The organism is Chloroflexota bacterium, assembly GCA_018825785.1.
Lineage (GTDB): Bacteria > Chloroflexota > Dehalococcoidia > JACVQG01 > JAHKAY01 > JAHKAY01.
On sequence record JAHKAY010000020.1, the window covers coordinates 25621 to 52483 of the forward strand.

At 60.6% G+C, this 26863-nt stretch carries 23 protein-coding genes, 3 tRNA genes and 1 riboswitch; of the genes, 12 read left to right on the plus strand and 14 right to left on the minus strand.

Annotated elements, in window-relative coordinates; all coding sequences use genetic code 11:
- Positions 1-150: 150 nt before the first annotated feature.
- The 6 genes from KJ624_03475 to KJ624_03500 form a co-directional block, all read right to left on the minus strand.
- A complete protein-coding gene (locus KJ624_03475) occupies positions 151-699 on the minus strand; it encodes a hypothetical protein (protein MBU2008900.1) in 549 nt (182 codons plus the stop codon).
- A 495-nt stretch (positions 700-1194) separates the two neighbouring features.
- A complete protein-coding gene (locus KJ624_03480; GenBank protein MBU2008901.1) occupies positions 1195-1722 on the minus strand; it encodes a hypothetical protein in 528 nt (175 codons plus the stop codon).
- Between the two features lie 34 nt (positions 1723-1756).
- Positions 1757-3007, minus strand: coding sequence for a cell division protein FtsA (gene ftsA, locus KJ624_03485; GenBank protein MBU2008902.1), 1251 nt, complete (start codon positions 3005-3007; stop codon positions 1757-1759).
- 15 nt (positions 3008-3022) lie between these two features.
- Positions 3023-3280 carry a hypothetical protein gene (locus tag KJ624_03490; protein ID MBU2008903.1) on the minus strand — a complete coding sequence of 86 codons (258 nt, stop codon included), beginning with the start codon at positions 3278-3280 and terminating at the stop codon, positions 3023-3025.
- A 435-nt stretch (positions 3281-3715) separates the two neighbouring features.
- Positions 3716-4039 carry a GYD domain-containing protein gene (locus tag KJ624_03495; protein ID MBU2008904.1) on the minus strand — a complete coding sequence of 108 codons (324 nt, stop codon included), beginning with the start codon at positions 4037-4039 and terminating at the stop codon, positions 3716-3718.
- Between the two features lie 246 nt (positions 4040-4285).
- Positions 4286-4735: a YIP1 family protein gene (locus KJ624_03500; protein MBU2008905.1), complete on the minus strand. Its 450-nt coding sequence runs from the start codon at positions 4733-4735 to the stop codon at positions 4286-4288.
- 394 nt (positions 4736-5129) lie between these two features.
- Here KJ624_03500 and KJ624_03505 point away from each other — a divergent pair, with 394 nt between their 5' ends.
- Positions 5130-5822, plus strand: a complete 693-nt coding sequence (locus KJ624_03505) for a methyltransferase domain-containing protein (GenBank protein MBU2008906.1) — start codon at positions 5130-5132, stop codon at positions 5820-5822.
- A 758-nt stretch (positions 5823-6580) separates the two neighbouring features.
- Here KJ624_03505 and KJ624_03510 read toward each other — a convergent pair.
- From KJ624_03510 to KJ624_03520, 3 genes are all read right to left on the minus strand, one after another.
- A complete protein-coding gene (locus KJ624_03510) occupies positions 6581-8248 on the minus strand; it encodes a hypothetical protein (GenBank protein MBU2008907.1) in 1668 nt (555 codons plus the stop codon).
- 88 nt (positions 8249-8336) lie between these two features.
- Positions 8337-8645, minus strand: coding sequence for a hypothetical protein (locus KJ624_03515; GenBank protein MBU2008908.1), 309 nt, complete (start codon positions 8643-8645; stop codon positions 8337-8339).
- A gap of 43 nt (positions 8646-8688) precedes the next feature.
- Positions 8689-9012: a hypothetical protein gene (locus tag KJ624_03520; GenBank protein ID MBU2008909.1), complete on the minus strand. Its 324-nt coding sequence runs from the start codon at positions 9010-9012 to the stop codon at positions 8689-8691.
- Between the two features lie 572 nt (positions 9013-9584).
- Here KJ624_03520 and KJ624_03525 point away from each other — a divergent pair.
- On the plus strand, positions 9585-9866 hold the full coding sequence (locus tag KJ624_03525; protein ID MBU2008910.1) for a hypothetical protein: 282 nt from the start codon (positions 9585-9587) through the stop codon (positions 9864-9866).
- Positions 9867-10032: 166 nt separating this feature from the next.
- On the opposite strand, the gene KJ624_03530 is transcribed toward KJ624_03525, so the two are convergent.
- The 4 genes from KJ624_03530 to KJ624_03545 form a co-directional block, all read right to left on the minus strand.
- Entirely contained in the window at positions 10033-10896 is an 864-nt protein-coding gene (locus tag KJ624_03530) for a tyrosine-type recombinase/integrase (GenBank protein ID MBU2008911.1), read from the minus strand.
- Between the two features lie 147 nt (positions 10897-11043).
- A tRNA-Val gene (locus tag KJ624_03535) sits at positions 11044-11119 on the minus strand.
- Positions 11120-11124: 5 nt separating this feature from the next.
- Positions 11125-11200: transfer RNA gene (locus KJ624_03540), tRNA-Arg, on the minus strand.
- 3 nt (positions 11201-11203) lie between these two features.
- Positions 11204-11285: transfer RNA gene (locus KJ624_03545), tRNA-Leu, on the minus strand.
- 99 nt (positions 11286-11384) lie between these two features.
- A riboswitch (cobalamin riboswitch) is annotated at positions 11385-11525 on the plus strand.
- An 81-nt stretch (positions 11526-11606) separates the two neighbouring features.
- On the opposite strand from KJ624_03545, the gene KJ624_03550 reads away from it, so the two are divergent.
- From KJ624_03550 to KJ624_03560, 3 genes are all read left to right on the plus strand, one after another.
- Complete coding sequence (locus tag KJ624_03550; protein ID MBU2008912.1) at positions 11607-12509, plus strand: cobalamin-binding protein; 903 nt, start codon at positions 11607-11609, stop codon at positions 12507-12509.
- A gap of 71 nt (positions 12510-12580) precedes the next feature.
- On the plus strand, positions 12581-13582 hold the full coding sequence (locus KJ624_03555) for an iron chelate uptake ABC transporter family permease subunit (GenBank protein ID MBU2008913.1): 1002 nt from the start codon (positions 12581-12583) through the stop codon (positions 13580-13582).
- 1 nt (position 13583) lies between these two features.
- Positions 13584-14822: an ATP-binding cassette domain-containing protein gene (locus tag KJ624_03560; protein MBU2008914.1), complete on the plus strand. Its 1239-nt coding sequence runs from the start codon at positions 13584-13586 to the stop codon at positions 14820-14822.
- 71 nt (positions 14823-14893) lie between these two features.
- On the opposite strand, the gene KJ624_03565 is transcribed toward KJ624_03560, so the two are convergent.
- Positions 14894-17185, minus strand: a complete 2292-nt coding sequence (locus KJ624_03565; GenBank protein MBU2008915.1) for a hypothetical protein — start codon at positions 17183-17185, stop codon at positions 14894-14896.
- A 107-nt stretch (positions 17186-17292) separates the two neighbouring features.
- Here KJ624_03565 and KJ624_03570 point away from each other — a divergent pair, with 107 nt between their 5' ends.
- The 7 genes from KJ624_03570 to KJ624_03600 all read left to right on the plus strand — a co-directional run bounded on the left by KJ624_03570 (position 17293) and on the right by KJ624_03600 (position 26855).
- Positions 17293-19539, plus strand: a complete 2247-nt coding sequence (locus tag KJ624_03570) for a glycoside hydrolase (protein ID MBU2008916.1) — start codon at positions 17293-17295, stop codon at positions 19537-19539.
- Positions 19536-22106, plus strand: a complete 2571-nt coding sequence (locus tag KJ624_03575) for a hypothetical protein (GenBank protein ID MBU2008917.1) — start codon at positions 19536-19538, stop codon at positions 22104-22106. The genes KJ624_03570 and KJ624_03575 overlap by 4 nt, the downstream gene beginning before the upstream one ends.
- A gap of 25 nt (positions 22107-22131) precedes the next feature.
- A complete protein-coding gene (locus KJ624_03580; protein ID MBU2008918.1) occupies positions 22132-23175 on the plus strand; it encodes an ABC transporter permease in 1044 nt (347 codons plus the stop codon).
- 2 nt (positions 23176-23177) lie between these two features.
- The gene (locus KJ624_03585) at positions 23178-24596 is read left to right on the plus strand and encodes an ABC transporter permease (GenBank protein MBU2008919.1); all 1419 of its coding nucleotides are present in this window, start codon (positions 23178-23180) and stop codon (positions 24594-24596) included.
- On the plus strand, positions 24597-25547 hold the full coding sequence (locus KJ624_03590) for an ABC transporter ATP-binding protein (protein MBU2008920.1): 951 nt from the start codon (positions 24597-24599) through the stop codon (positions 25545-25547).
- Positions 25526-26386 (plus strand): ATP-binding cassette domain-containing protein, encoded by an 861-nt coding sequence (locus KJ624_03595; GenBank protein ID MBU2008921.1) that lies wholly within the window; start codon positions 25526-25528, stop codon positions 26384-26386. The genes KJ624_03590 and KJ624_03595 overlap by 22 nt, the downstream gene beginning before the upstream one ends.
- Before the next feature lie 100 nt (positions 26387-26486).
- Positions 26487-26855 (plus strand): cupin domain-containing protein, encoded by a 369-nt coding sequence (locus KJ624_03600; protein MBU2008922.1) that lies wholly within the window; start codon positions 26487-26489, stop codon positions 26853-26855.
- The last annotated feature ends 8 nt before the right edge of the window (positions 26856-26863 follow it).

The window sequence follows — 26863 nt, forward strand, 5'->3', positions numbered from 1 at the left end:
ATGTTAGCAATGTCCATCTCGTTGCGTCGGCAGCCGAAGGGCTCGGGTGTGACAAGAGGACATTCGGTTTCATGGTGGCCGTTGCTGCACACGTTGCTGCGCCCTTTCCAAATACGCGGGCTGCTCCAGTGAGGCTGACGTAGCCTTTGCCTAGTCCTCAGGCTCGGCTAGGTCCACATACTTATCACCAAAAAACGGGTCTATACTGACTCGATGCGGGTTAGACAATCCCCTTTTGCCCTTGTATACGCGAAAAGTATGCGTAGACCCGTTAGTCAGTTCCAGTTTCTCAAAGTCATCGGTTGGCGTTCTGATAGCAAGGGCTTGAGCCTTAGCAACCCCCTCTCGCAACCCTGCTATCACTTCACCCATCTCTTGCTGTCTACTATTCAACTGTGGGATTAGACTCAGACCATCGTGCCCATGTGCAGCTAGCTTTGTTCTGGCAATACTCAGGCCTTCACCCGACTCTTCAGCCATCTTCTGAACCTTGTCAATTCTGGAACCGAGGGCCGCGATGCCGTGACTGAACATGTCACGGTGGCTGTTCACCACACGGGAAAGGCCGTAATGAGCTTCCTTCAACCTGTTAGTCAATTCGCTTACCGTAACTGTATCGGCCTTGCCCAGTTCTACGTCTTCGCTCAGTTTACCGACTATGTCGCTGAGATTGCTTACTGCATCCGTGAGCTTAGTCACCTGATCAGCAATATTGGCTAGTCTATGAGTAAGTGGCTCAGTGTCACTCAGTGGGAAATCTGAAGCTGACTCACGTAATCCAGTAACTCGTTCGAGCTGCTGGAGTCTGTCCCTCAGTAAACTCACTGGCTGCGCAGTAGCTGGTGCAGCAACTGGCCGCGGTGTAATGCTGCCAATAATCCCATGAACGAAGGTCTTGTGACCTCTCAGCGCCTGCGCAGTCTTAACTTGTTTGCCACAGAGTTCGCATGTGACCATTTCAGTTACCTCCAAAGATTATCTTTCGCTTGTTTGCTTCAGCCGGAGTCCAGCCTTGGTCTTCCGAACTGGATAGCCGGATGTGGTGGCCCTTGGAGGCCGGGGCACTATGTTGCCAGAGATGGCTTTGGAGGATTCTCTTGCGGGAGGTTGCCAGTCGGGTATCAGCTCAGATAGGGAGTAATAAGGTCGCAGGTGAGGGTTGGTTCCCCGTCGGGGCCGCCACTAAGGCTTGCTTTAGGAGATGACCTGGGACATGCTCCCTTTTTCTGTCTGGATGAGGCAGATCATTTCCCGAGCCATGTCGGTTACCTCGGTGGACACATTCACACTGACCTCCGCAGTCCCCTTGAAGACCATCCTGGAAATGGGGTACAGGGCCGATCTCAGATATTTGCTGAGCAATAGCAGCCCCAGGACGACTAGGACAAGTCCAAGGACACCTAAAAGGAGACCAGGTATCTGTGCTAGGAGGAGAGCGGGTAGCTTGTCAGAGGAATAGACGATGGCACCCAAGGCCTGAACTAGCTGGGGGAGCAAGGCAGCGCCGCCCGTGCAGACGAGCAGAGCGGCGATGAGATAACGTAACTTCGGCGACTCCTTCACTAGCTCCACACAAGAGATATGTTCCAGCTTTAGAGGAGTAATTCGCTCCACTCCTTCTTGCTGTTGCGTTAGGAATACCCGCCTATTGGTTAACACCACGCTGCTGGTTCCGGTGGCCTCTAGATCGGCTATCCGCTCTTCGCCCTCTAAGAGTCGCAATTGCTGTGACACCTCTTTACCCTCCTCGGAAAGGTCACCAAACTGTCCCTCGCCAGCGACGCGTCACCCCAAGCCACAGCCGCATCAGTGGGCTGGGGTTGTGATGCTTCTTCAGTTCTTGCTTGGCATACTTAACACCCCAGAAAAGCAGGCCCACGCTGGTAGCGAAAGCCGGGTCGTGAAGGTGTTGCACCATCCCACTTATGTTCCGCGGAACACCCACACGGCAGGGTACATTGAACACCTCCCGGGCCATCTCGGCAATGCCGGGCAACTTGGAGGTGCCCCCAGTGAGGACCACTCCCGCTGGCGCCAATTTGGATAGGTCCTCTCCGGAGAGCTCAACCCAAATCAGCTTTAGCAACTCCTCTACTCTGGCGGAGAGGATCTCCATAGCTTTGTGATAAGGTACCGCTTGGCCATCGCGAGCCCTAAGAGGGATTTCTGATGCCGGGTAGACAGGCGCCTTGCTGTTCAGGCTGGCATGGTTGAGCTTGAACTCCTCAGCCGTCTCGAAGGCGATGTTCAGACCTACAGCCAGGTCATGTGTCAGCTGATAGCCGGCCACAGGGATAGCCGCGGTATGCAGGATATTGCCGTTCTTGTACACTGCTATGTCGGTGGTGCCGCCACCGATGTCCACCACTACCACACCTACATCCTTTTCCACCGGTCGCAACACCGCTTCACCGGAGGCCAGCGGCTCCAGAACGATGTCTTCGGGAATCACCCCTGCTTTCCGCACTGATTTGACCAGATTCTTAACAGCATCGGCGGCCACTGTTACCATATGGACGTCCGCATCCAGGTTGAGGCCGTGCATGCCCACAGGGTTCTTTATGCCTGTCTGCCCATCCAGCCTATACATTTGGGGCAGGGCATGGACCAACTCCCTCTCCCGCGACATGCGCATATCATTCACGTGCCCGACCAGCCGCTTCAACTCCTTGGTCTGCACCTCGCGGCCTTCGGGCACCGCCAGGGTGCTGCGGGTGTTGAAGGAACTGACATGACCGCCAGTAATACCAATATAGGCTGGGGTCAACCGCAGCCCGCTGTCAGCCTCCGCCTTTTTTACTGAGTCCCTAACCGACTTCCCGACTTCTTTTAGGTCGATGACTACCGCCTTACGCATGCCCTTGCTTCTGGAAATGCCAACTCCCAATATGCGGAGGTAGTCGTCATCTTCCATAGAACCGATTAGAGTGCAGACCTTGGTGGTGCCCACATCCACTGCAGAGTAGATCTTGCCATTCGAGCTCGGTTTTCGGCGAAACCAGAGCATCTCTCCTTCTCCTCGTTACACTACTTTTACCTGAAAGCCTAGAGTTCGCAGCACCCGATTGGCATCTCTGGAGGTAACATCAGCGGCGTAGAGGCCGACCTCCTTAGCTTCCATGAGCCGCTCAAGTACCTGCTTGACAGGGAAGCGAGCGCCGTCGATATCCACAAAATACCGCCTTACGGGCTTAGGCCGCAACCCCTTCATAAGGGTTACTACCTCTTCACCTCCATCAACTACCAGCTCCCGGCCCCCGAGGGTAAACTGCCTGCTCATCGGCAACTTCTGCCTCCCCTTCGCTGTCTTGTTACTACCCCTATTACTATCACGGCTACTATCATATCAGGCGTTACCATTTTGTCAAGGGTTTAAGACCTGTTTTAAGAAAATACTTAGAATTTGTTGCAGGTCAGCAATAGTGGGACACTTTGGGAGCCGGCACTCTGGGGGCAGTCAGAAAGTGCGGCCAAGCTCCCTGAGTGCCTGGCCATGATGCTTGCCGCCCTAGATAGTCTAAGTCCGGCTCGTTTCCTCACCGCTCCACAGAGGCGACCCGAGCTGGATTGGAACCCGAGGGTGAAACAGAAAGCCATTTCGTTCTGTCTATCGGGCTCGAATGGTTGGACCATCTGAAACGACGTGTATGCCACAACAGCCCTGGATGCTGCGAATGAAGTCAGGGCCCACCTGACTCGCCAGGTGAACTCTTGCCTACTTCTTGACTGGCAGCTTGCCGAAATCCTCCGGGGGGATCAGAGTCCAAGTTTCTGCTTGTCCGTTCATCCTAGCACAGAGGCCCATCGCCATACCTGCGGCTGCCGTCTCATTTGGGGCATCATAGAGTACCATCAGGTCATACGGCCCCAGCGTGGCGTACCCTCCGATAACGTTGATCCCCATCCGCGCGCTGGCCTCTACCATCTCATCATAAGCCTTCTTGGGGTCACCCATGCTCGCCATGCCTTGGGCTGACAGTCTGACCAAAGTGACGTACTTCGACACCGGATACACCTCCTTCTTGCTCCGCCATGCCATGGTGCCAGCCTCGTGCTAGCCCAAATGGTCAGGGCAATAGCCACATGCGATGGCAATTCTAGCACACCGGAAACCGACTTTCTTATCGGGCCGACGGAGTCGTACAATGCTGGTTTGGAGATAGGGCAACGTCGTCTGCGGCAAGGGCCTGACTGTCGCTGAACAATCCTGACTTCTGTCGCGTCCTGCTCAGGGATACCTGTTGGCTTTGTCAGGAGTTCGCAGCCAGATGGCCTCGTCCTTTTCCTACCCACCAAGGCGTGCGATAGGTTCAATTAGCACCACTTGCACCACTACTAAGATAGCCACGTTCAGAACGAACCCAAGCAAGGTAACGCCCACTGCCCTAGTCGTGCTCTTATAGTCTAATGCCTGCCGCACTGCAATCACCATGGCGACCCAACTCCACACGGCGACGCCAAGGAAGACTAGGGCAAGCAGAGAAGGAATAGGGATGAGGCTTAAGACCGCCAGTAGCCTGGGCGTGTAAGCAAATCCCATAGTTCTGGCCAGTTGTCCCCAGTCCGCATGAGTCTGGGGCTCTCTGAAGAGGCGCGCCCCCAAGAAGTAGTTTAGCCATGCCCAAACCACCCACCCCACCAGGCCCACCAGTATGCCGAAGACGAGCCCCAGCCACCCTCCTTCTGTCAGGCTCCCAATGCCAGTGGCCAGGGACCCCATGATTACCACTAGCATCGCTTGCCTGGTGGCTTTTGAGTCCGCCTCAACCTCCTCGTAGAGGTTGACCTCGAGCCTGGCTGCACGCCATAGACGGTCCGGGAAAGCCACTTCTTACCTCCTTCTCAACTGATAGAGAACTGGACGACCCGCGCTGACCCGGCCTGATCATATAGCCTGGACAAAACTACAAACAAGGTGTGAGCCAGAATCTCGCGTATCTGGCGGCTGATTCATTGGGGGACACCGGGGCTAACCAGGGTCTTCAGCCGCTAGCAGAAGGAAGGAGTCGCGAGGCAGCAAGGGTCCAGCAACTTCGGGATCAAGAATCCCTTGGTTCTGTTCGACTTATTCCGGGAGGCGGTGCAGGACCCATATCCAGCTGCAGGTGTGATAGACTTGAGTATGAGAGATGGAAAAGGGAAAGAGACCAGAAGCTCCAGGCATACTTCCTGTTTCCAGAACGAAAGAGGAAGCCAAGCGGTCATATGACCGCATAAGCAAGGTGTACGACTTCTTCGCTGAGCCCTTCGAGCGAAAGCACGCTGAAACGGCTCTTGAGCATCTCTCTATCAAAGAGGGTGAAACCGTGCTAGAGATCGGTTTTGGTACCGGGCATTGTCTGAAGCGAATAGCAGAAGCGGTTGGCAAGACGGGCAGAGTCTACGGTGTAGACATTTCCTCCGGTATGCTGGAGGTCACACGGAGACGGCTAGGCAAAGCTCGGCTTATGGAAAGAGTGGAGCTACATTGTGCGGATGCGTTGAGTCTCCCATATACTGACGACACTTTCGACGCCGCCTTTATGAGCTTCACCCTTGAACTTTTTGACACCCCTGAGATCCCGAGGCTGCTTAAAGAGGTCAAGAGAGTGCTCAAGCCCGGGGGCAGGATCGGGGTTGCCAGCATGTCCAAAGAGAACGGGGAATCTCTTTCACTGAGGCTCTATGAATGGGCACATAGAAAGTGGCCTAAGTATGTTGATTGCAGGCCTATCTACGTGGAACAATCCCTACGGGACGCTGGATATGAAATAAGAGAGAAGGACAAAGAAAAGTTGTTTGGCCTACCTGGCGAAATTGTTGTCGCCGTGAAAGAAAGCTAGGCTCCAAGCCTTCTGGGCCATCTTAGTTAACGAGAACTCAGATTGTTGACCTCCGCTCTGCCTCGGCGGAAGCCGGGCCATTGAGGATTCAAAATGACGAGACTCGCCAATGTTGCATTTATAGTTGGCACGTTTGAGCAGCTGTGAGCACGCAGCTAGGCGCTCGGCTATCAGGGTGCTGAAAAAGGGGGTGCCCAACCAAACGCAGATACGAAATATCCGACAGATCCAAAGCTAAGGTCTCGTTCTACGGGACTTTTTCATCACCCTGATAGGTCAACGATCGATGCCCCCTCCAGATTCTGACACAATTGGGCTGGTCCGTACCATGATAGACTATCAATCTGGTGTTGTTGCCCCCGCAATCTGAGCATGTGGGACCAGAACGCTCAAATTCCCGTTGTGTGTTCTTATGTCGGAAAGGCCACATTACAGCCTATTGTACCGCATTCTCGAAACACATGCTGAAATGCATTCAAGGCCCATTTGATTGGCAATAGTCCAGTCTGGTCGAATCGAGGCACCCAGGAGACGTTTGGACAGAATGTCTCACCAGCCGCTGCCGTTACACCCCGGTCGCCATTCCGCCATGCGGGGCAGCGCGACGCAATTGAAGCCCCCTCCTGGCAGTCCCCTCCAGCTCAGCATGCCGGGCTGGCAGTCCTATTCACTGCGCACTCTTGGATGGTCGCATGCCGTGGCTGCACGACGTCCGAGAGCGTGGCCTCCGTTTGCAGCCTTCACGGGCAACATGTCAGCTAACAATCTTCCGCCCCTGCGTGACCGCAAGGGCTCCAGTTCTCAGTCCCGGACTCCCCATAAGGCTGCAGGCGGTATACCACGGTGGGACCCGTCGCCTTCAGATGGGGCTGCGCTTTCAGCACGATCACGCGTTGTGGAGGCGCCAGCGACGGCGTCAGGATTTGAAGAGCGTCGCGGTCAACCTTCACCGAGTAGCTCAGGTGGCAGGCCGGGCACTCATAATCAGAGAACCTTCGATGCGGCTTGTCCACATCGAATCTCGCGCCGCAGGATTCACACACCAGCGATTTCAGCATGCCGCCGGTGAGTCCGTCAAGAACAGCCCTCTTCAAAGCGTCGGAGTTGTAGGTCCCCTTTCTCGTCTCGTCCAACAGCCGGGGCGCGGAACTCACAAAGGCTTCAGCGGACGTGAGGGACGTTGAACCGATAAAGCCGACGAGGCCCTCAAAGATCTCCCATCTGGCCCCGGCTCCCTGTATCTCGGACCTGATCTCTGCCAGGCGGGCGGAGGCTACCTCTATTTGCTTGTCCACGTCCCTGAGCCCGGCGGCTTTCTGCTCCAACGTTTCCAGCTCACCGGCCAGGAGATCCCTCCTGGCCTCTTTCTCACGGATGTGCCGTCCCAGGGTGTCTTGTTTCTCCTGCAGGCCCGCTATCTGAACTTCTATCTCATCCAGCGCCGTCTGCTTCTTTGCCAGCTGCCCGACGCAAGGCTCCAAGATGGCTTTTTCTGCGGCCAGCTTCGCGACATCAGCATCCAGCTTGCCTTTGAGTGCCGTCTTCTCCTCCATGCCCTGCACCTGCTTGCCGAGTGAGTGCACTTCGCTCTGAAGCCCTTCGAGAGCCCCGGTCAGGCTGCCGTACTCTGACAGCCTCTCAAGCAGCTCCTTCCCCTTGTCCTTCAACGTAAGGACTCTCGCTTGCTGCAGTATTGCCGCAAAGGTATCAAGGCCAATGCCGGCCTTGGCAAGGAGCCGCTGGCGCTGGATGAAGCCTTCCAGCTCCTCGTTTGACGCCCCCGCTTTCTTGAGTGTGCCGGCCAGCTGTTCGACCTGCTCAAGCCGGCCCGTATCAAGACCAACCTGGTCCATGTAGGCTTTCAGGTTCTGACCGGCTGATTTGTTCTGCTTCTCTATGCTCGCGAGTTCGTCTTTTGCCTTCTCCAGCCTGGCGGTGACGGCTTGCAGGTCTTCCTCGGTTTTCCCCAGCTGTTCGTGAGCGCTTTCGCACCGGGCAACAAGCTCCTGGTAGCCCAAGCCGGTGCTGGCCTCCAGCTGGCTGAGTCTCACCGCCGCAGTGACGAAGCCCTCGGCATTCATCTTCACGCAGGCCTTTAGCACGTCCTTGTAGTGCTCGGGCTCTATCCCGCACTTCTGGAGGAGGCTCTCCATCTTGAGCCCGGCCTTTGCCTCCTCCACCGTGAGGTAGCAGTCTTTCAACTCTTCCGCGAGGCTGTGCAGCGCCTCAACCTCGTTCACCATGTTGAACTCCTCTCCAGCAGCCTTCAGTCCCTTCTCCTCTGCCAGGTGCTTGAACCTGGTGACGTAGAGAGAGACTGTGCTTTGATCCACTTTGAGTCTACCGGCTATCTCCGGCTGCGAACGGCCCTGGAAATACAACGCCATGATCCTCGAAGCCTTCTGCGGCGACAGCTTGTGTGTCATCGATGTTAACCTCCTTCTTGTGATCAGCACGCCTCCGGACCGGGTTGCAGGGCCGCTTGCGGCACGCCTGGGACCCCTTGCGACATGCCTACAGCAGTTCTCCCTCCCTCAACTTCCGGATTTCATCTGACACTTCCTCCGTCAGGCCCTCCCTCTCGTACGCCTGCCGCAGGACTTCTCGCGTAGCGAGGCGCTTGAGGAGAAAGGTGAGGTCCATCTTGCCCATCCGGGCCGCCCTAAGATCCTGCAGGGTCGCACAGAGAGCCAACTCCGCCGGGACCTCCGGCTCCATAGGGCAGCCCTCGGGTACCGCACTCTTGATCGTGACCTTTTTCTTCCCCTCACGCTCCTTCACCTCCCGGATGAGGGCTGCCCCCTCTCCTTCAAGGGGTTCCACTTCAATCCCCTCCTCGGTCCTGCGGATGATCGCCAATGGTTCGCTAGGCAAATTCCACCTCCCATTCGTTGTCTTCGCTCTCATTCTCGAGAAAGCCAATCTCCTCACATTTGCTGGCTTTGCTGTGACTCCTTAGCCAGTCTAGCCTGCAGATCCCTTTCTCCGTAATGCGGTAGCCGTAGGCACGCGGCGGTGCCCCAGGGCCCCTGAGCCGCTGCCTGACCAGGAGTCCATATTTGTGGTACCGCCTGAGCAGTTCCGAGGCATCGGTAGGGCTCACGCCCAGCGCCTCCTCCACCTCCGAGGCCGTCCACGAGTCCCCGTCCTCAAGAAGAGACAGAATCTCGGATTTCCTTTGATTTCTCATTTTCAACCTCCGCCCGATGGGGTCTGCCCTCCCACAACTCCCACTCCAATTTCAAGCCTGGCCGTTGGAGTAGTGGCACTCTAGTTCCACGGCGGCCATCCCGCCACCGCGACATTTCACGGACATAGTCGTTGTCATAGTGATCATCATGGTCGTCATTGTCGTCATGGTATCCATGGTGCCCTAAGTACCGGGAGGGCCCTGTAGCTGACATCAGACTGCCCTTGTTGCCGAACGTACGCTCTTGCGGGAAACGCCGGTCTCGGCGGCTAGTTTGCTGCAGCCATTTCCGCTAGCCGGGCGTCCTGTGAGAGCAGCGACACTCTCCGGAGAGGTCGCTAGCGCAGGGGCTCTACTAGATGGTTTCCAGTCAGGTATGAGCGTAGATACTGGATAGGCTGTGGCAGTTAAGGGTTGAATCCCCGTCGGGGCCGCACTACTGGCTACCTCAGCTCCTTCCTGGGTGACAGCCCGGCCCACCTAAGCCTCCTCCCTGCGGTGGCCCGCCCTCGTCAGGTCTAACCTCTGGCAAATAGGAATATTGTTTTCACTATGGCCAGGCATGGAGGGTCGTGAGGGACTGTTCCGAGAGGGCAGGGCTGCCTCCCCTGGTTAGCGCGGAAACGGGCAGGACTCTTGGTGTGAGTCCCCATCGGCTTAGGGACGCCTTTGCGGTCCATGCGGTGAAGGTGGATGATTCCGGCGACGGGCTCCGCCTTCTCCAAGAGCACCTGGGGCACGCCAGCTTCAATACGACGGCCAAGTACCGGAAAGTGAGCGGTCGGGAACACCGTGAGTGGTACGAGAAACTCTGGTCTGGCTCGAATACTGGTAGCAGTCCGCGCGAGGCGTGATAGGGTCTCTCCCGTTGAGGCCCACCCGCGGGCATCTTCCTGCGGCCCTTCGGTGCTGCCATCTTAGTCCGGCCCTCCTGAACGGGGAAGCCGCCAAGGCACGGGGCACCACAACTTGGGCCTGCATCAGGCCACGCAGACGCTTGGGTGCAGAAGGTCTGCTCTTCTAGTGCACGTTCAGGCGGTCGCCGGGACTAAACTTCTTGTGGGCGTCTACAGCTCTCTCGGCTGCGTTTCCTCTGGCATAGCGGCTCACCATGGCGTAAGACTCCCACCCACCCAACTCCTTGAGGTCTCCTTCCTGCCCACCGGCAGCCAAGTAGGACATGGCGAAGCCCCGCCTGAAGGCATGGGCGCCGCGGAACTGGACTTCGGCTATCTTGAAGCGCCGCTCCAGCATCATCCGCAGCCCGTTCGTGGTGAAGGACTTGGTCCCCTTGGCCAGCCACAGGATATCGGACTTAACCCCCCGCCTCCTGAGGTAGCGGTCAATGGCCTCTGCCGCCCTGGCCCCGATGCTGATTCTCCGCTGCTTCCCTGCCTTGCCCATCACCAGAACAGTGCGGTGCTTCCAGTCGATGTCGGACACCTTCATGCCGCAGACCTCTGCCGCCCTCGGGCCAGCATCGTAGAGGGTGAGAATCAGCGCTGTGTCGCGGTACTCAAATGCTTTGACACCCGGCTCCCGCCCCACCGCCCTTAGCACCTTCTCCACCTCCTCCGGGCGATACCACGGTTGAATCTCGTCTGGGATTCGGGGCGGGTCCACCTTGGCCAGAGGATTTTCATCCAACTCCCCTTCGCGCACGGCCCAGCGGTAAAAGCGGTTTAGAGCGCGGTATCTCACGGAAACCGAGCTTGCCTTGTTGCCTCGCTTGTATAGACTCTGTAGCCAGTAACGCAGGTGGTCCGGCTCCATCTCCACCAGCGCGGGCAACCCCTCCCTCTTGGCGAACTCCACCAGCATCCTCAAAGCCTGCCCGTAAGTCTCCAGTGTCCGCTCCACCCTCCCCGAGCCTCCCAGGCTCAATAGAAAGCTGCGAATTATGTCTTCATTTGAGATAGGCTCAGCTTGAACATTAGGCGCATATATATGCGATTTAGGTCTGCCGGTTTTCACAACGCACCTCCTCTTTCCGCCAGTTTCAGATTAGAGGAAGTGCGCCTACAAGTCAAATGGTGGGCGGTACAGGACTTGAACCTGTGACCTCCTGCGTGTAAAGCAGATGCTCTAACCGCTGAGCTAACCGCCCGAGAATGGCGCGCTTGGCGGGATTCGAACCCACGGCCTCAGCCTCCGCAGGGCTGCGCTCTATCCGCTGAGCTACAAGCGCCAGTGCCGAGGGGGAGATTTGAACTCCCATGGGCGATGCCCACTGCGCCCTGAACGCAGCGCGTCTGCCATTCCGCCACCTCGGCCCACTGAATTCTACCCCGGTCCCAGCCCCCAGGTCAATCTCTTTGACTTCCCAAAGGCCCCTTGATTTCCCCGGAGGACAGGGTATAATCAGGCCAATTGAATAAGCGATAGCCAGAGGTGCCCGAGGGTGACCGAGGGCCTAACTGGGCAGCAAGCCGGTGAAATACCGGCGCGGTCGCGCCGCTGTGAGTCGCCCCAGGCGACAAGCCAGAACGTCCGCCTCTGAATATCCTACATGCCTCCGCAGGAGAGGGGTAGGAGTTTATTTTGCCCGGCCCCTCACCTCAGCGGTGAGGGGATTTTGTTTTTAGGGAGGTTCTATGAGAAAGTTGGCCCTGGTTGTTCTCGCGCTGGTCTTCCTTCTTTCTGCCTGCGCCCTGCCAGCGCCCGCCCCCGGTGAGATTACCGACCAGCTGGGCAGGCCCGTCCGTCTGGATGGCCCCCCCCAGAGGATAGTATCCATGTCCCCCTCCAACACCGAAATCCTCTTTGCCCTGGGGCTGGGGGACAGGGTGGTGGGGGTCACCGATTACTGCGATTTCCCCCCAGAAGCCCTGAACAAGCCAAGAATAGGGGGCTTCTCCAACCCCGACCTGGAAAAGCTGGTCGCCCTCTCCCCCGACCTTATTGTTGCCGACCAGATCCACGAAAAAGAGGTCGTCCCTGAGCTGGAACGGAGGAACCTCCCCGTCTTCGTCATTGACCCCAGAAACATGGACCAGGTGCTGGAGTCCATCGTCCTCCTGGGCCGGGCGACCGGCACAGAGGCCGAGGCAGCGAGGCTGGTGGAGGAGATGAAGATAAGAATTGGAGCCGTATCCCAGAGAGTTGCCGGGCTCTCCCCCCAAGAGAGGCCCCGGGTGCTTTCTATCACCTGGCATGACCCCCTGTGGACGGCAGGGAAGGGGACATGGGAAGACCAGCTCATCTCCATGGCCGGGGGACAGAACCTCTTCCCCGACCTGGAGGGGTACAAGACGGTGGACCTGGAGATGGTGCTGAACAGGGACCCCCAGGTCATCATTGCCAGTAGCGGGCACGGGGAGGCGCTGAGAGCGCCCTACCTCTGGGCCCGGGACGAGCCCAGGCTGAAGGGGACCGAGGCCCTCAAGAAGGGCAGGGTCTATGAAATTGACGCCGATATTGTCTCCCGCCCCGGCCCCCGGCTGGTGGAGGGCCTGGAAGAGATGCTCCGGCTTCTTCATCCGGACCTGAACAGGTGAAGGCCGGAGCTGAACAGGTGAAGGAGATAGGCCTGGCCCTCCGTGCCGAGAGGCGCCGGCGGGCCTACGCCATCCTGGGGCTCTTCATCCTTCTTGGCGCTAGTGTGGCACTGGCCACCGCGGTGGGCAGCGTGGATATCCCCTGGGCCACCGTCGGCGGTCTGCTCTTCTCCTGGCTGCCCTGGATAGACCCCCCACGGACACCGGAGACCCTGGCCACCATCGTCCTGGACATAAGGCTGCCCCGGGTCATTCTGGGGGGGCTGGTGGGGGCGGCCCTGGCCATGGCGGGGGCCACCTACCAGGGCCTCTTCCGCAACCCCCTGGCCGACCCCTATCTCCTGGGGGTGGCCCAGGGGTCGGCCCTGGGGGCCACCATCGGTTTCCTCCTCCCCTTCTCCGGCACCGTCATGGGGCTGGGGCTGGTCCCCGTCCTGGCCCTTCTCGGAGGGCTCCTGAGCGCCGCCACCGTTTACGCCCTGGCACAGGTGGGCAGGGCCCTCCCCATGACCACCCTCATCCTGGCCGGGGTGGCCCTGGGGGCCTTCCTGGCATCTATCACCTCCTACCTCCTCATCATATCCGGGCATCAGCTCCACGGCATCCTCCTCTGGCTGATGGGCGGCTTCTCCCTGAGCCACTGGGGCGAGGTGAAGGTCCTCCTTCCCTATGTGATAGTGGGGGCTGGGGCCATCTACCTCTACAGCCAACCCCTTAACCTGATGCAGCTGGACGAAGAGCAGGCCCAGCAGCTAGGTGTCCATGTGGAGCGGGTGAAGGTGACCCTGTTGATAGCGGCCACCCTGGTCACCGCCACAGCTGTCTCTTTTGCGGGGACCATTGGCTTCGTGGGCATCATCGTCCCCCATGCCGTCCGCCTGGTCTGGGGGCCGGACCACCGCTTCTTGCTCCCCCTCTCCTGTTTGGCGGGGGCCATCTTCCTTATCCTGGCCGACACCTTTGCCCGCACCATCTTTTCCCCCACCGAAATCCCTGTGGGGGTGGTCACCGCTTTTGTCGGGGCACCCTTCTTCCTCTATCTGCTGAGGCAGAAGAAAAGGGCGGTATTCTAGAGTGCTCCCCCTTCGGATAAAGGATTTAACCCTGGGATATGGCAGCCGGGTGGTCCTCCGCCAGTTAAGCCTGGAGGTGGGCCCGGGCCAGGTCCTGGGGATACTTGGCCCCAACGGCTCAGGCAAGACTACCCTCCTCACAGCCATCAGCGGGGTGCTCCGCCCCTGGGCCGGAGAGATAGCCCTCAACGGCCAGAGCCTCCACAGGATGTCCCGCCTGGCCCTGGCCCGCCTGGTGGCGGTGGTGCCCCAGAACCCCTCCCTCCCCGTGGCCTTTACCGCTCTGGAGATTGCCCTCATGGGCCGCTATCCCCACCTGGGCTTCCTGGGCTTTGAGGGGCAGAAGGACCTGGCCCTGGCCTGGGAGGCCCTGGAGAAGACAGGGATGGAGCAGCTAGCCCAGCGGACGGTGGGCCAGCTTTCGGGAGGGGAAAGACAGCGACTGGTTATCGCCCGGGCCCTGGCCCAGGAGCCCCAGCTTTTGCTGCTGGATGAGCCCCTGGCCCATCTGGACCTCCAGCACCAGCTGGAGACGATAGCCCTGGTGCAGGACCTGGCCCGGCGGGGCCTCAGCAGCCTTGTCGCCATGCATGACCTCACCCAGGCCGCCCGGTTCTGCAAGCGCCTGGTGCTCTTGAAAGACGGCTCCATCCGGGCCCAGGGCCTGCCAGAAGAGGTGCTCACGCCGGAGAACATAGAGGCAGCCTTCGGGGTCGAGGCCCTTGTCTATCCCCACCTCCTCGGCGGCCATCCCGTGATTGACCCCATCCCCCGCAGGCCCAGGACCGGACGGCGCATCCATATCATCGGGGGCGGGGGCAAAGCCGCCAGGGTAATGCAGGCCCTCCATGCCGAGGGCTACCGCTTGAGCATCGGGGTGCTGAACGAAGGGGATACCGACCTGGCGGCGGCCCGGGCCCTGGGGGTCCCTGCAGTGGCCATCCCTGCCTTCTCCGGCATAGACGGGAAGAGCTACCAGCATAACCTGGAGCTGATTGCTGAGGCCGAGGTGGTGGTGATGGCCGAGGTGCCCTTCGGCTGGGCCAACCTCCTCAACCTCAAGGCAGCTGCTCAGGCCCGCCGGCTGGTCCTCCTGGATGAGACGCCCATCCAGGAGCGGGATTTCACCGGGGGCAGCGCCGCCGCCATCTACCTCAATCTCAAGGCCCAGGCTACTGGCACTAACCCCGATGGGCTTCTCCCTTCGGTTAAGGGCCTGCTATGCGAGAGGCCGGACTAGATGGGCCTTTCCTCAGCCAAAGGCCAGCCTGTCTCCGAGGCTTATGGGTGGGGGCATTGCCCCCTTTCGGGCTAAGGGGTGAGGGAGACCTGCCAGAGGTTCATCAGCCCCTGGGGGCTGAGGGCAAACCCCTTCACCCGGGAGCTGACCAGGAAATACGCCTTGCCAAAGTGTAGCGGGATAGCGGCAACGTCTTTCCGCAGGGTCTCCTCCGCCTTCTGGTAAAGCTGGAGCCTTGCCTGGAGGTCCGGCTCTACACGGGCCTTCTCCAGAAGCTGGTCCACCTCCTCGCTGTGATATCCGCCGTTATTGTTGTAGGAATCGGAATGGAAGAGGATGTCCAGAAAGTTCTCGGGGTCCGGGTAGTCCGCCACCCACCCAAACTCAAAGATGTTGTCCGGCTGGCTTTGCAGAAGGTTGAAATAGATGCCTGGGTCCACCAGTCTCACCTGCACCGTTATCCCCAGGTTCTCCCGCCACATCTGGACAAGGGCCCCCACTTCAGGGGGAGGGGCAAGCGGCCCTGGGGCCGTGAAGATGATGGGGGGCAGTTGTCCCGTGCCATAGACGGACTCCAGGATACGGCGGGCCTCCGCGGGGTCATAGGGGAGGGGGTTAAGCTGGGAGTTGTAGCCTGGCAGGCCGGGGGGCATGAAGCCCTGGGCCATGGCCACCAGGTCCCCGTACACCTCCTTCAGCAGGCGCTGCCGGTCAGTAGCCAGGAGGAAGGCCCGGCGCACCTCAGCGTTGTCAAATGGGGGTCGGGCGGTATTGAAAGCTACATAGAAAATACTGAGCTGGGCCTTCTCCTGGAGCTCTTTTGCCAGGGGGCTAGCGGAGACCTTTATCTCATCTACCTCCTCTAGGGAGGGGAAGGCCACATCCACCTCACCGCTCTCATACATCCTGGAGGGGTTTGCCCCCAGGAAGAGGAAGAGCACATAGGCAAGCTGGGGGGGAGACCGGTGGTATGCCTTATTGGCTTCCAGGGCCATGGCCATCCCTGGTTCCCACCCCTTCACGCGGAAGGGGCCGGTGCCGTTGGGCTGTCTCCACCACTCCAGCCCCTGTTCCACGTTCTTGCTGTCCACGACATAGGCCACAGGATGGGTCAGCTTGGCCAGGAAATAGGCCTTGGGGGCATCAATCCTCACCCGCAGCGTCCTCTCCCCCACCACCTCCACCCCGCTGATTTCCCTGGTCCTCTTCTCCACCACCTCTTTCACCCCGACAATATCTCCCAGATAGGTAGGAACGGTAATGGACCCCATCATGGCCGCCCGCTCCCAGGAATACTTGACATCCGCCGCCGTAACCGGCTTTCCGTCATGGAAACGGGCATCGGGTCGGAGATAAAAGGTATAGACGGTGCCACCGGCAGAAGGTTCCCATCTCTCCGCCAGGTCGCCTACCACCTCCAGGGACGGGGAGAGGGCCACCAAGCCACCGAAGACCTGGGTGACATACTGGACAGTATAAGACTCCACAGCTTGGGCGGGGTCCAGGGCAAAGGGCTCCGGGTAGTAGATAGTGAGGGCTTCCCGGGGGGAGATACCAAAGGGGCGGGCCTCCTCCAACCGAAGCTGCCTCAGGATGGCCATGTATTCCTGGGCCCTTTCCTCAAAGGTGGCAAGAGGGGCCATAAGAAGAGTGGTAAGGAGCTGAGTGCCCCGCGGGGCCAGCAGCACCAGCCACCGCTGTTCCCCCTCCCCACGGCCAACGGCGATGACTAACTCATAGGCTGAGCCCCCGGTTATTTCCAGTTCCCTTTCGGAGAGCAACCTGGCACCGGGGACGCTCAGGCCCTGGGCTATAACCAGCTCACCCGCCTTGGCGGGGGAAAGCACCTCGTTCGTGTACTCCACATAGACGGTCAGACCAGTGGAGGTCTCGCCCAGGGGACCTACAGCGACCACGGGGGCCAGGATACCTGTCTCATTGACCACCCAGCCGACGGGATAGGCCAGGCTGAAACCAAGAAAGCTGTTCTCATAGCGGGCGAGGGGGAAAGGGACAGGCGTGGGGGTCAGAGCGGGAGTAGCGGTCGGCGTGGGCGTTGGGGTCGGAGTAGGCCGAGGGGTAGGGGTGGGGGTAGCCACCAGTGTCGGGATGGGAGTAGGGGTTGGGGTAGCCACCAGTGTCGGGATGGGAGTAGGGGTTGGAGCAGGAGTTGGAGTAGGGGTTGGAGCAGGAGTTGGGGTAGGGGTTGGAGCAGGAGTAGGAGTGGGGGCGGGGGCAGGAGTGACCACAGGCGTGGGGGTTGGCGTAGGGGCCGGGGTCGGAGGGGGGGCCGAGCGGAAAACAAAAAAGAGGCCAGCGGCAACAAGCCCAACGAGAACAAGTATCCAGATGGCTCTCTTCACCAGCCCCTCCAAACGGAAATTATACTTTGACAATTGTAGGCTCTCACTCTATAATGTGTCAACATTAACTCTAGGGGGGAAGGGCGATGAGACTAAGAGCAAGACGATTGCTGGCTATTTTGGCGGCGTTTTCAGTCCTGCTGGTGATGGTCCCCTTCGCCCAGGCCGAGACAGGCTCCCCCAAGAAGCTGGAGCCGCTGGTCCTTCTCCCGCCCCAGCCACAGGCCATTTCCGGAAGGGCCGGGATGGTCTTTTCCGGTCAGGACCCGCTCCTGCGCCCGGTGCCACCCGGACTGCCGGGAAGGGAAGCGGAAGAGAAACTGGAAGGCCCGGGCTTGGGAGGGGGAGGGGTCCTGCTTCAGGCCCCCGGGGCGGCGGCCACCGCCCTCATACCCTATCGGGACCCCTCGGCCAAGTTCAGCCGCAACATCCTGGTCAGCCGGGACAAGGGACGCGCACCCATCCAGACCGAACCCCATCTGGCTGTTGACCCGAAGGACCCCAACCACATCGTGATGGCCACGATAGACTACAACTTCCAGGGGATAGCCACCTATAACAGCATTGATGGTGGGGCAACCTGGGAGGGACCCTTCATAGCCAAGGTATCTCGACAGGCATTGGCCGGGGCAGGAGACCCCGTGCTGGCCTTTGACCGGAAGGCCAATATCTACGCAGCCCAACTCTCCGTTGACTTCATAACCCTCTGGCTGGATGGGCTCCAGGTCTTCGTGGGTGTCCTCAATGTGGATGTGAGCCATTCAGAAGACAGCGGCTACACCTGGAAAGACACCCTCACTGCAGCCCCGGCGTATGCTACCGTTCAGAACTCTACCGACGCGACAGGCCGGCCGCGGGCGGATATAGAGGTGGGGCTTGTTGATAAGCCCTGGATGACGGTAGGCCCCAACCCCAAAGACCCCAGCAAGGACATTATTTACCTCACCTACACGAAGTTTACCGACCAGTGGGTGCTCGCCTGGTCGGATGAGGTCCCCTTCATAATGATCGCCTCTGAGACAACCTCTATAGAGATGGTCCGGTCGGAGGACGGGGGCCTGACCTGGAGCAAGCCGGTGCGGGTAAGTCCTGCCGTCTTCAACGTGGGCCAGCAAACGCGGCGGGTAGTCCAGGGGTCCCAGCCGGTGGCAGGCCCCGACGGCACCCTCTATGTGGCCTGGTTTGATAGCACTGAGGACGATATGAACGAGGGCCGGGGGGAGATATGGGCGGCTGCTTCTTATGACGGGGGGGCTTCCTTCCAGACGCCCCGTCTGGCGGCCACCTTCGTTGAAGGCCCCTATCTGCCCCGTTCCGCCTCATTCCGCGTCTGGGGCACCTGCTTCCCCCAGATAGCAGTCGGCCCCCAGGGCGAAATCTACATCGCCTACACTGCTCCCCCTCCCGATAACCCTGATGACGTGGGGGACGTGTTCCTTGTCCGCTCTCTGGACAAAGGCAGGACCTGGGAGCGGTCGGTAAGGGTGAACGATGACGCTAGCCGCCGCTTCCAGTTCTTCCCCTCGGTGACCGTGGACCCTAACGGGGTTCTCCACATGATGTGGGGGGACATGAGGAACGACCCCTCCGAGCTTTCCTATCATATTTACTACTCCACCTCCAAGGATGCGGGGAGGACCTGGGAACTGAACAGCCGCGTCAGCGACTTCCCTTCCAATCCCAACTTCGCCTTCCCCGGGGGCGGGTTTATCGGGGACTATTTTTCCATCAAGGCGACCAAGGATGATGTTTACATGGTCTGGGCCGATAGCCGCCTTGGGGAAATGGGCGGAATAAACCAGAAGATTGCCTTCGCCCGGAAGAAGCTCATGCCCGCCCCCTCCATCTTCCTCTCCCCCCCCTCCGGGCCCAGCGGCCGGGATGTCATTGTCCAGGGCAACAATTACCAGCCGGACACGGAGATATATGTGGTGCTGGGTGGTGTTGTTATCTCTGCAGGGCGGGCCCGGGATGACGGGACCTTCTCCATCCCCCTCTTCATCCCAATTGCCGGGGAGGGGGCGGCTCCGATGAGCGTGATGGATACCTCCGGCAATATGGCTACCACTTCTTTCTTCACGGAGTTTGGTTTTGACAGCTTCCAGAAGGTCGTGACCAGCCTTCAGGACAGGGTCACCGAGATAGCCGCAATAGTCCAGAAGACGCCCGCCCCACAGCCTACCGCCGCCCCTGCGGCAGCCACCCCCACCCCAGCCCCTGCTGCCACCGCCCCGGCGACCCCTGCGCCAGCGGCAAGCCAGGGCTCCTCCTGGCCGCTGGTGGTGGCGCTGGTAGTGGCGGCATTGGCACTGCTGGTGGCCCTCCTGGCTCTCTCCCGAAGGGGGGCACGATGAAGAAGCTTTGTCTTTTGGCCCTGGCCTGGCTTTTGCTCATCCCCGGGGCGGTCTCCGCCCAGGTGGCCTATGTCCCTCCTCACCAGAAGCCCGGCCCTGCCGCCGAGCGGCTCCAGTTTAAGGCCTTCGATGTGGATATTGCCGCAGCCAGCCTGCGCCGGGGGGACATGGACCTGTATCTCTACAGCCTCAAAAAGGAGGCCGCGGCCACCCTGAAGGGGGTACAGGGGGTAAAGGTCTATGAGGCCCCCGCCACCACCATCTCCCTTATCCTCAACCCCGCCCCCGCCGCCGAGGGGCAATTGAACCCCTTCTCCATCCGGGAGGTCCGCTATGCGATGAACTACCTGGTCAACCGCGCCTTTGTCTCCCAGGAGATATACAAGGGGCTGGCCCAGCCCATGGTCACCTATGTAAGCCCCACGGATTACGATTACCTTACCGTCTCCGACCTGGTCCGGGAATTTGACCTGGGCTATGATGCGGAGCGGGGCAGAGCGATGATGGCCGACGCCCTCAAGAAAGCCGGGGCCACCTTGAAGGATGGGCGCTGGAATTACCGGGACAAGCCCATTCAGGTCAAGTTCATCATCCGGACAGAGGACGAGCGCCGGGAGGTGGGTGACCTGGTCAGGGTGGAGCTGGAAAAGGCTGGGTTCTCCGTTGCCACCAGCTACCAGCAGTTCGCCCCCGCCATCCTCACCGTCTATGGCACCGACCCCCAGCTCTTCCAGTGGCACCTCTATACCGAGGGCTGGGGCAAGGGGGCTGCCGAGCGCTATGACTACGCCAACGCCAACTCTATGGCCGCCCCCTGGCTCGGCAATATGCCCGGCTGGCAGGAGGTTGGCTTCTGGCAGTACGAGAACCCCACCCTGGACCAGCTGGGCCAGCGCCTCTTCCGAGGAGACTTCGCCAACCAGCAGGAGAGGGACGACCTCTACCGCCAGATTGCCCGCCTCAGCACGGAGGAGTCGGTCCGCGTCTGGCTGGCTACTGTAGTCAACAGCACCCCCAGCCGGGAGGAGGTGAGGGGGATTACCGAGGATGTGGCCTCCGGCCCCAGGTCCCTGTGGACCCTGAGAGAGGCCTATGTCCCCGGGAAGGACACCCTGACCATAGGCAACCTGTGGGTAGACTCGGGGCGCAGCATCTGGAACCCCATAGGCGGCTTCGGGGATGTCTATAGCGTTGACATCTGGAAGAACATCTTTGACCCCCCCCTGGCCACCCATCCCTTCAAGGGGACCCCCCTCCCCTACCGGGCCACCTTCCAGGTAAAGACCTCAGGGCCGCAAGGAAAACTAGACGTGCCCTCCGATGCCTTCCTCTGGGATGCCAAGGCCAAAGCCTTCAGCCCGGTAGGAGCGGGGCGGCAGGCCATAAGCGTGGTCACCTTTGATTACTCCCTCTACCTGGGCTCCAACTGGCACCACGGTCAGCCCATCACTGCCGCCGATATCCTCTACAACCTCTATCAGACCTTTGACCTTGTCTACGACGAGAACAAGGCCCGCATTGAGCCCGCCCTGGCCCTTACCAGCAAGCCCTATCTGGACACCTTCCGGGGCTTCCGCCTTGACGGGAACAAGCTGGAAGTCTATGTTGACAACTGGCACTTTGACACCAGCTATATTGCCTCCTATGCCAGCGTGGTGGGGCTGACCATGCCCTGGGAAATCCTGGCGGCCACGGACAGGCTGGTCTTTGAGGACCGGCGGGCCGCCTACTCCGATACCGCCGCCGAGCGCCTGGGGGTCCCCTGGCTCAACCTGGTGAAGAGAGACGCCCTCCAAGTAAGGCGAGTCCTGCTGGACTTCCAGGAGAAGGCCTTTGTGCCTCAGAGCGTCTTCCAGGTAGGGGGAAAGACCTTCCTCACCCGGGAAGAGGCCCTGGCCCGCTACAATGCTGCCGTCCAGTGGATAGACACCTACCAGATGGCCGTCATCAGCAACGGCCCTTTCAAAATGGTCCGTTTTGACCCTGCGGCCCAGTTCGCCGAGCTGCAGGCTTTCCGGGACCCCACCTACCCCTTCAAGCCCGGGGACGGTTATTACGGCTCCATCCCCCGGGTAGCCATCGCCAAAGTGGATGTGAAACCAATAGCGCCCGGGGCCAAAGCCGAAGTGCTGGTAAGCCTGGAGGGGCCCACACCCCTATCCCTGCGCTATTCCCTCTATGACCCGGTGGGCCGGAAGAACCTCCTCTCCGGGGAGGCAGAGAAGAGAGGGGCTAAGGATTTTGCCATCACCCTGGGCCCGGAGCAGACTTCCTCGCTGAAAGTCGGCCTCTACCAGCTTTTCCTGCTGGCCTCCAGCTCCGAGGTAGCCGCCCCAACTGAAGAGAGGGTGGAGTTGGAAGTGGCTATCCCCAGACAGGCCACCCCCACACCGGGCGCGACGCCCACCGCAACGCCGGGGCTGACCCCCACCGGGACCCCCGGGCTGACGCCTACCCCGCCACCTTCCGGGGCACCCAGCCGGATACCCTGGCCCTGGCTTATCGCTATTGGGGCGCTGGTAGTCGTGGTGGCCCTGCTCCTTATCCGGCGGAGAAAGCCTTCCTGAGGTAGCCTCCGGGGCTAACTAAGGTATGCTCCTCACCCTGGCAGCTCGGGCGGCCACCCTCCTGGGGGTGCTGGTGGTGGTCCTGCTGTTGGTGGTGGTCACCCTGGGGGCCACCGGCTTTTCCGACAGTATCCTCCAGGCAGTGATCCGGGAGGAGATGAAGGGCATCAGGGAGTCCCTGGCCCGGACCATCCGGGACCCGGTTCAACTTGAGACAGCGCTGGAGGGGCGGCGGGAAGAGCTTGTCGGCTTCTACGGGCTGGACCGCCCCTGGTATTACCGCCTCCCCAGCACCGCCTGGCGGGTGGTGAGCCTGGACCTGGGTGAAGCCCGCACCCTGCGCAGCTTCGCCGGTAGCGCCCGGGTGGCTGATATCGTCAGGGAACGCCTCCCCCTTACCCTGGCGCTGGTCACTACCGCTACGGTTATTACTGCCCTCCTGGGGCTCTTCATCGGCGTAAGCCTAGCCACCCGGGTTACCAGCCGGGTGGACCGCCTTCTTTCCTATCTTTCCGCGGTCTCTCACGCTCTACCCAGCTGGTGGCTGGGCATCTTGCTCATCCTGCTCTTCGCCTTCAAATTCCGGTTCTTCCCCTCCGGGGGACTTTACAGCCTGCCCCCCCCTGAAGAGAGGTGGGCCAGGCTCCTTGACCTGGCCTGGCATGCCACCCTGCCAGTACTGACCCTGGTGCTGGTGTCGCTGGGGTCCTGGGTCTACACCGTGCGCACCATGGTGCTCAATACAGCCCAGGAGTTCTTTGTCACTGTGGCCCGTGCCAAGGGCCTGCCCGAGAGCGCAGTCCAGCGCCGTTACATCCTGCGGGTGGCCGCCCCCCCTATCCTCACCAATCTTATCCTAGGGCTGGCCGGTTCCCTGGGCGGGGCCATCCTCACCGAGACCATCTTCAACTGGCCCGGGATGGGCCGTCTCTACTACGATGCCGTCATGGCCGCCGACGAAGGGGTCATCATCGCCCTCACCTTCATCTTCGCCCTTATCTATGTGGCGGCCCGCTTCCTACTTGAGGTCCTCTACATAGCCCTGGACCCCAGGGTGAGGTACAGCTAACCATGCCCAGGGAAATCTGGAAGGTTCTCCTCAGCAGTGGCTCGGGGAGGGTGGGCCTGGCCTTCTTCCTGGCCCTGGTAGCCATTTCCCTCTATGTGGTGGCAACCTATCCCCACGACTTCGGCCTCTCCCGCTGGAACAACCCCGCCTACTGGGCCGATAATCCCAAGAGTGCCCCGCCCCGCTGGGTCAATCTCCTGGGGACAGACACAACTCCCCATCGGGTCTGGGAAAGGGCCCGCCCCGATTCTGTAACCCCCGCCGGGGAAAGGGAAGCCCGCTTCTACACCTTCCCCTTCTCCCTGGGCCCCCAGGAAGTGCCCACCTTCCTCTCCCTCTCCCTCGGCGATGTCCTCTACTACACGGACCCGCCCCTCCTCTCCCTCCGGCTCGGCCGGCCCGATGGCAAAGAGGTGGGCCTGTTCTCCTATTCCCTCCCCGGGCCCAGGCCGGGGGAGGTCTCCCCCATGGCCCGGTTCCAGGATACACCCAACCGCCTCCTCCTCTCCCGGGATGAGGGCCTCCTCCGGTCCACCTCCCGCTTCCTCTCGCAGGAGTTTGGCCTCCAGGTGGGCCCGCCCGAGCTCCTGGGGAAGGTTGAGGGGGTGCTCTTCGGCATCCCCCAGGGGGAGGGCTTCCGTCCCCTTCAGGGAAACTACACCATCACCGTCCAGGTCCTGACACCAGACCCCAGGGACCAGGTAGGCCAGGTGAAGCTGGTGGTGGGGGGCTCCAGCTTTGGTGCTATGGGCACCGATGCCGTGGGGCGGGACATAGCCTCGGGGCTCCTGTTCGGCTTCCCGGTAAGCCTCATCATCGGCCTCTCCACAGCCCTCCTGGTCACCGCCATCGGGGCCTTCCTGGGGATGCTGAGCGGTTTCAGCGGGGGCCGGGTGGACACCCTCATCCAGCGCTCCTGCGATATTCTGGTGAACATCCCACTCCTCCCCATCCTCATCTTTCTCATCTTCATCCTGGGGCAGAAGCTGTGGCTGGTGCTGGTCATCCTGGTGGCCTTCGGCTGGCCCGGACTGACCATTGTCACCAGGTCCATGGTCCTCCAGCTCCGCTCCGGGCAACTGGTAGAGGCCACCCAGTCCCTGGGGGCCTCCCGGTGGCGGATTATGTTCCGTCATCTCTTCTTCCAGGTGGCCCCCTTCATCCTGGCCCAGCTCATCTTCATAACCCCATCCGCTATCCTGGCCGAGGCGGGGCTCAGCTTTCTGGGGCTGGGGGACCCCTCCATCCCTACCTGGGGACAGATTCTGGAGCAGGGCTTCCGCACCGGTGCGGTGTATGTAGGCTACTGGTGGTGGGTCCTGCCCCCCGGGCTCCTTATCGTCCTCACCGCCATGACCTTTATGCTCCTGGTCCTCGGCCTGGAACCCGTGGTCAACCCCCGGTTGAGGAGCCGGTTCTAGATGCCACTCCTGGAGGTAGAGGGGCTCAAGCTCCACTACCAGGGGGCGAGCGGGGAGGTCCGGGCAGTGGACGGGGTATCCTTCTCCGTGGAGGCGGGCACCGCCCTGGGCCTGGTGGGGGAATCGGGCTCGGGGAAAAGCAGTGTGGCCCTGGCCCTGATGCGCCTCCGGCCCCGCAATGTGTCCCATTTCTCCGGCCGGGTGCTCCTGAACGGGGTAGAATGCTCCCGGCTGGACGAAGGGGAGTTCCGCCGACATTTCCGGTGGGAGAAGCTGGCCATGGTCTTCCAGGGGGCCATGGAGTCCTTCAACCCTGTCCTGAAGGTGGGGGAACAGATAATTGAGCCCCTCCTCCAGAGAAGGGTGGGACGCAAGGAAGCAGAAAAGCAGTCAATGGCCCTCCTGGATGCAGTGATGCTCCCGGCCCGGACCTTTGACCGCTATCCCCACGAGCTGAGCGGGGGGATGAAGCAGAGGGCCCTCATCGCCATGGCCCTGGTCCTCCACCCCCAGCTCATTATCCTGGATGAGCCCACCTCAGCCCTGGACGTCATCGTCCAGGCCGAGGTGATGAACCTGCTCAAGCGTCTCAAGCGGGAGCTAAGCCTGGGTATCCTCTTTATCACCCACGATATTGCCCTCTCCAGCGACCTCTGCGACCGGATTGCGGTGATGTATGCCGGGGAGGTGGTGGAGACCGGGGGAGCCGACGGGGTCTTGCTCCGGCCGGGCCACCCCTACACCCAGAAACTGCTGGCGGCAGTGCCCCTGCTCATGGAGGAGAAGGAGCCGGAGTTCATCTCGGGTTCGCCGCCCGACCTTACCAACCCCCCTCCCGGCTGCCGGTTCCACCCCCGCTGCCCATATGTCTTTGACCGCTGCCGGGTGGAGTCCCCTCCACCCTTCCCCGCCAATGAGCACCGGGCCCGGTGCTGGCTTCTGCTGCGATGAAACCCCTGCTGGCCCTGGAGGATATCAGGATGGTCTATCAGGCCAGGAAGGGGCTCTTCGGCTTCGTGCCCGTAACCGCCCTGGACGGGGTCTCCCTCAGCCTGGACGAAGGGGAGACGGTGGCGATAGTGGGGGAGTCGGGCAGTGGCAAGACCACCCTGGCCCGGGTAAGCCTCCGCCTCCTCCGCCCCACCTCGGGACAGGTCTTATTTGACGGGACAGACATCGCCCGCCTGCCCGAGGGCCGGCTGAAATGGTTCCGCCAGCAGGCCCAGGGCATCTTCCAGGACCCCTTCTCCAGCCTGGACCCCTTCATGCGGGTCTTTGACACGGTGGAGGAACCCCTTATCATCCACCGGATAGGAGACAGAGAGAAACGCCGGGAGCTGGTCTATCAAGCGCTGGAGGAGGTGCGGCTTATCCCGGTGAAAGAGTTTTCCTTGAAGTTCCCCCATCAGCTTTCCGGCGGCCAGCGCCAGCGGGTAGCCATAGCCCGGTGTCTGGTCCTCCGGTCCCGGCTCATCGTGGCCGACGAGCCCGTGTCCCTGCTGGATGCCTCCAGCCGGGCCGAGCTCCTCTCCCTCTTCCGGGAGCTCCAGCACCGCCACAAGCTGACTTTCATCTACATCACCCACGACCTGAGCACCGCGCGCCAGTTTGCCCCCCGCATCGCCATCATGTACCGGGGAAAAATTGTAGAGACCGGCCCCACCTCTCAGGTCATCACCCAGCCTCAGCACCCCTACACCCGGGCCCTCCTCGAGGCGGTGCCCCAGCCCGACCCCTCCAACCGCTTCCGGGAGCGCCGGGTCGGCTTCCAGGAAACCACCAGGGAATAGGGAAATGGTGAGAAGAGAACCGCGCCTTCACTTGGACCGCCTATGTTCTTTATGACAACCGATAAAATGCAGCTAACACAGGTAAGGAGATAAGGGCAAGATGGCGAAAATGGAAGTCAGAAATTTCAGCTCCCCGGATGAAGTGAGACAGTTTGAAAAAGGAAAGCTGGACCTGGTGAAAATCGGCGGTGCCACAGTCGGACGAGCAGTATTCCAGCCAGGATTCAAGTGGTCAAAGCATGTCCAGCCAATAGCCAAGACCAAGTCCTGCGAGGCTCCCCACTTCCAGTACCACGTCTCAGGAACATTACATGTTGTTATGGACGATGGCACAGAGAGAGACTTAAGAGCCGGTGATGTTTCCTTGCTTCCACCGGGACATGACGCCTGGGTTGTTGGCAATGAACCCGCAGTTGTAGTTGACTTTCAAGGCATGGTGGATTACGCCAGGGAATCAGCCAAAAAATAGCACACAGT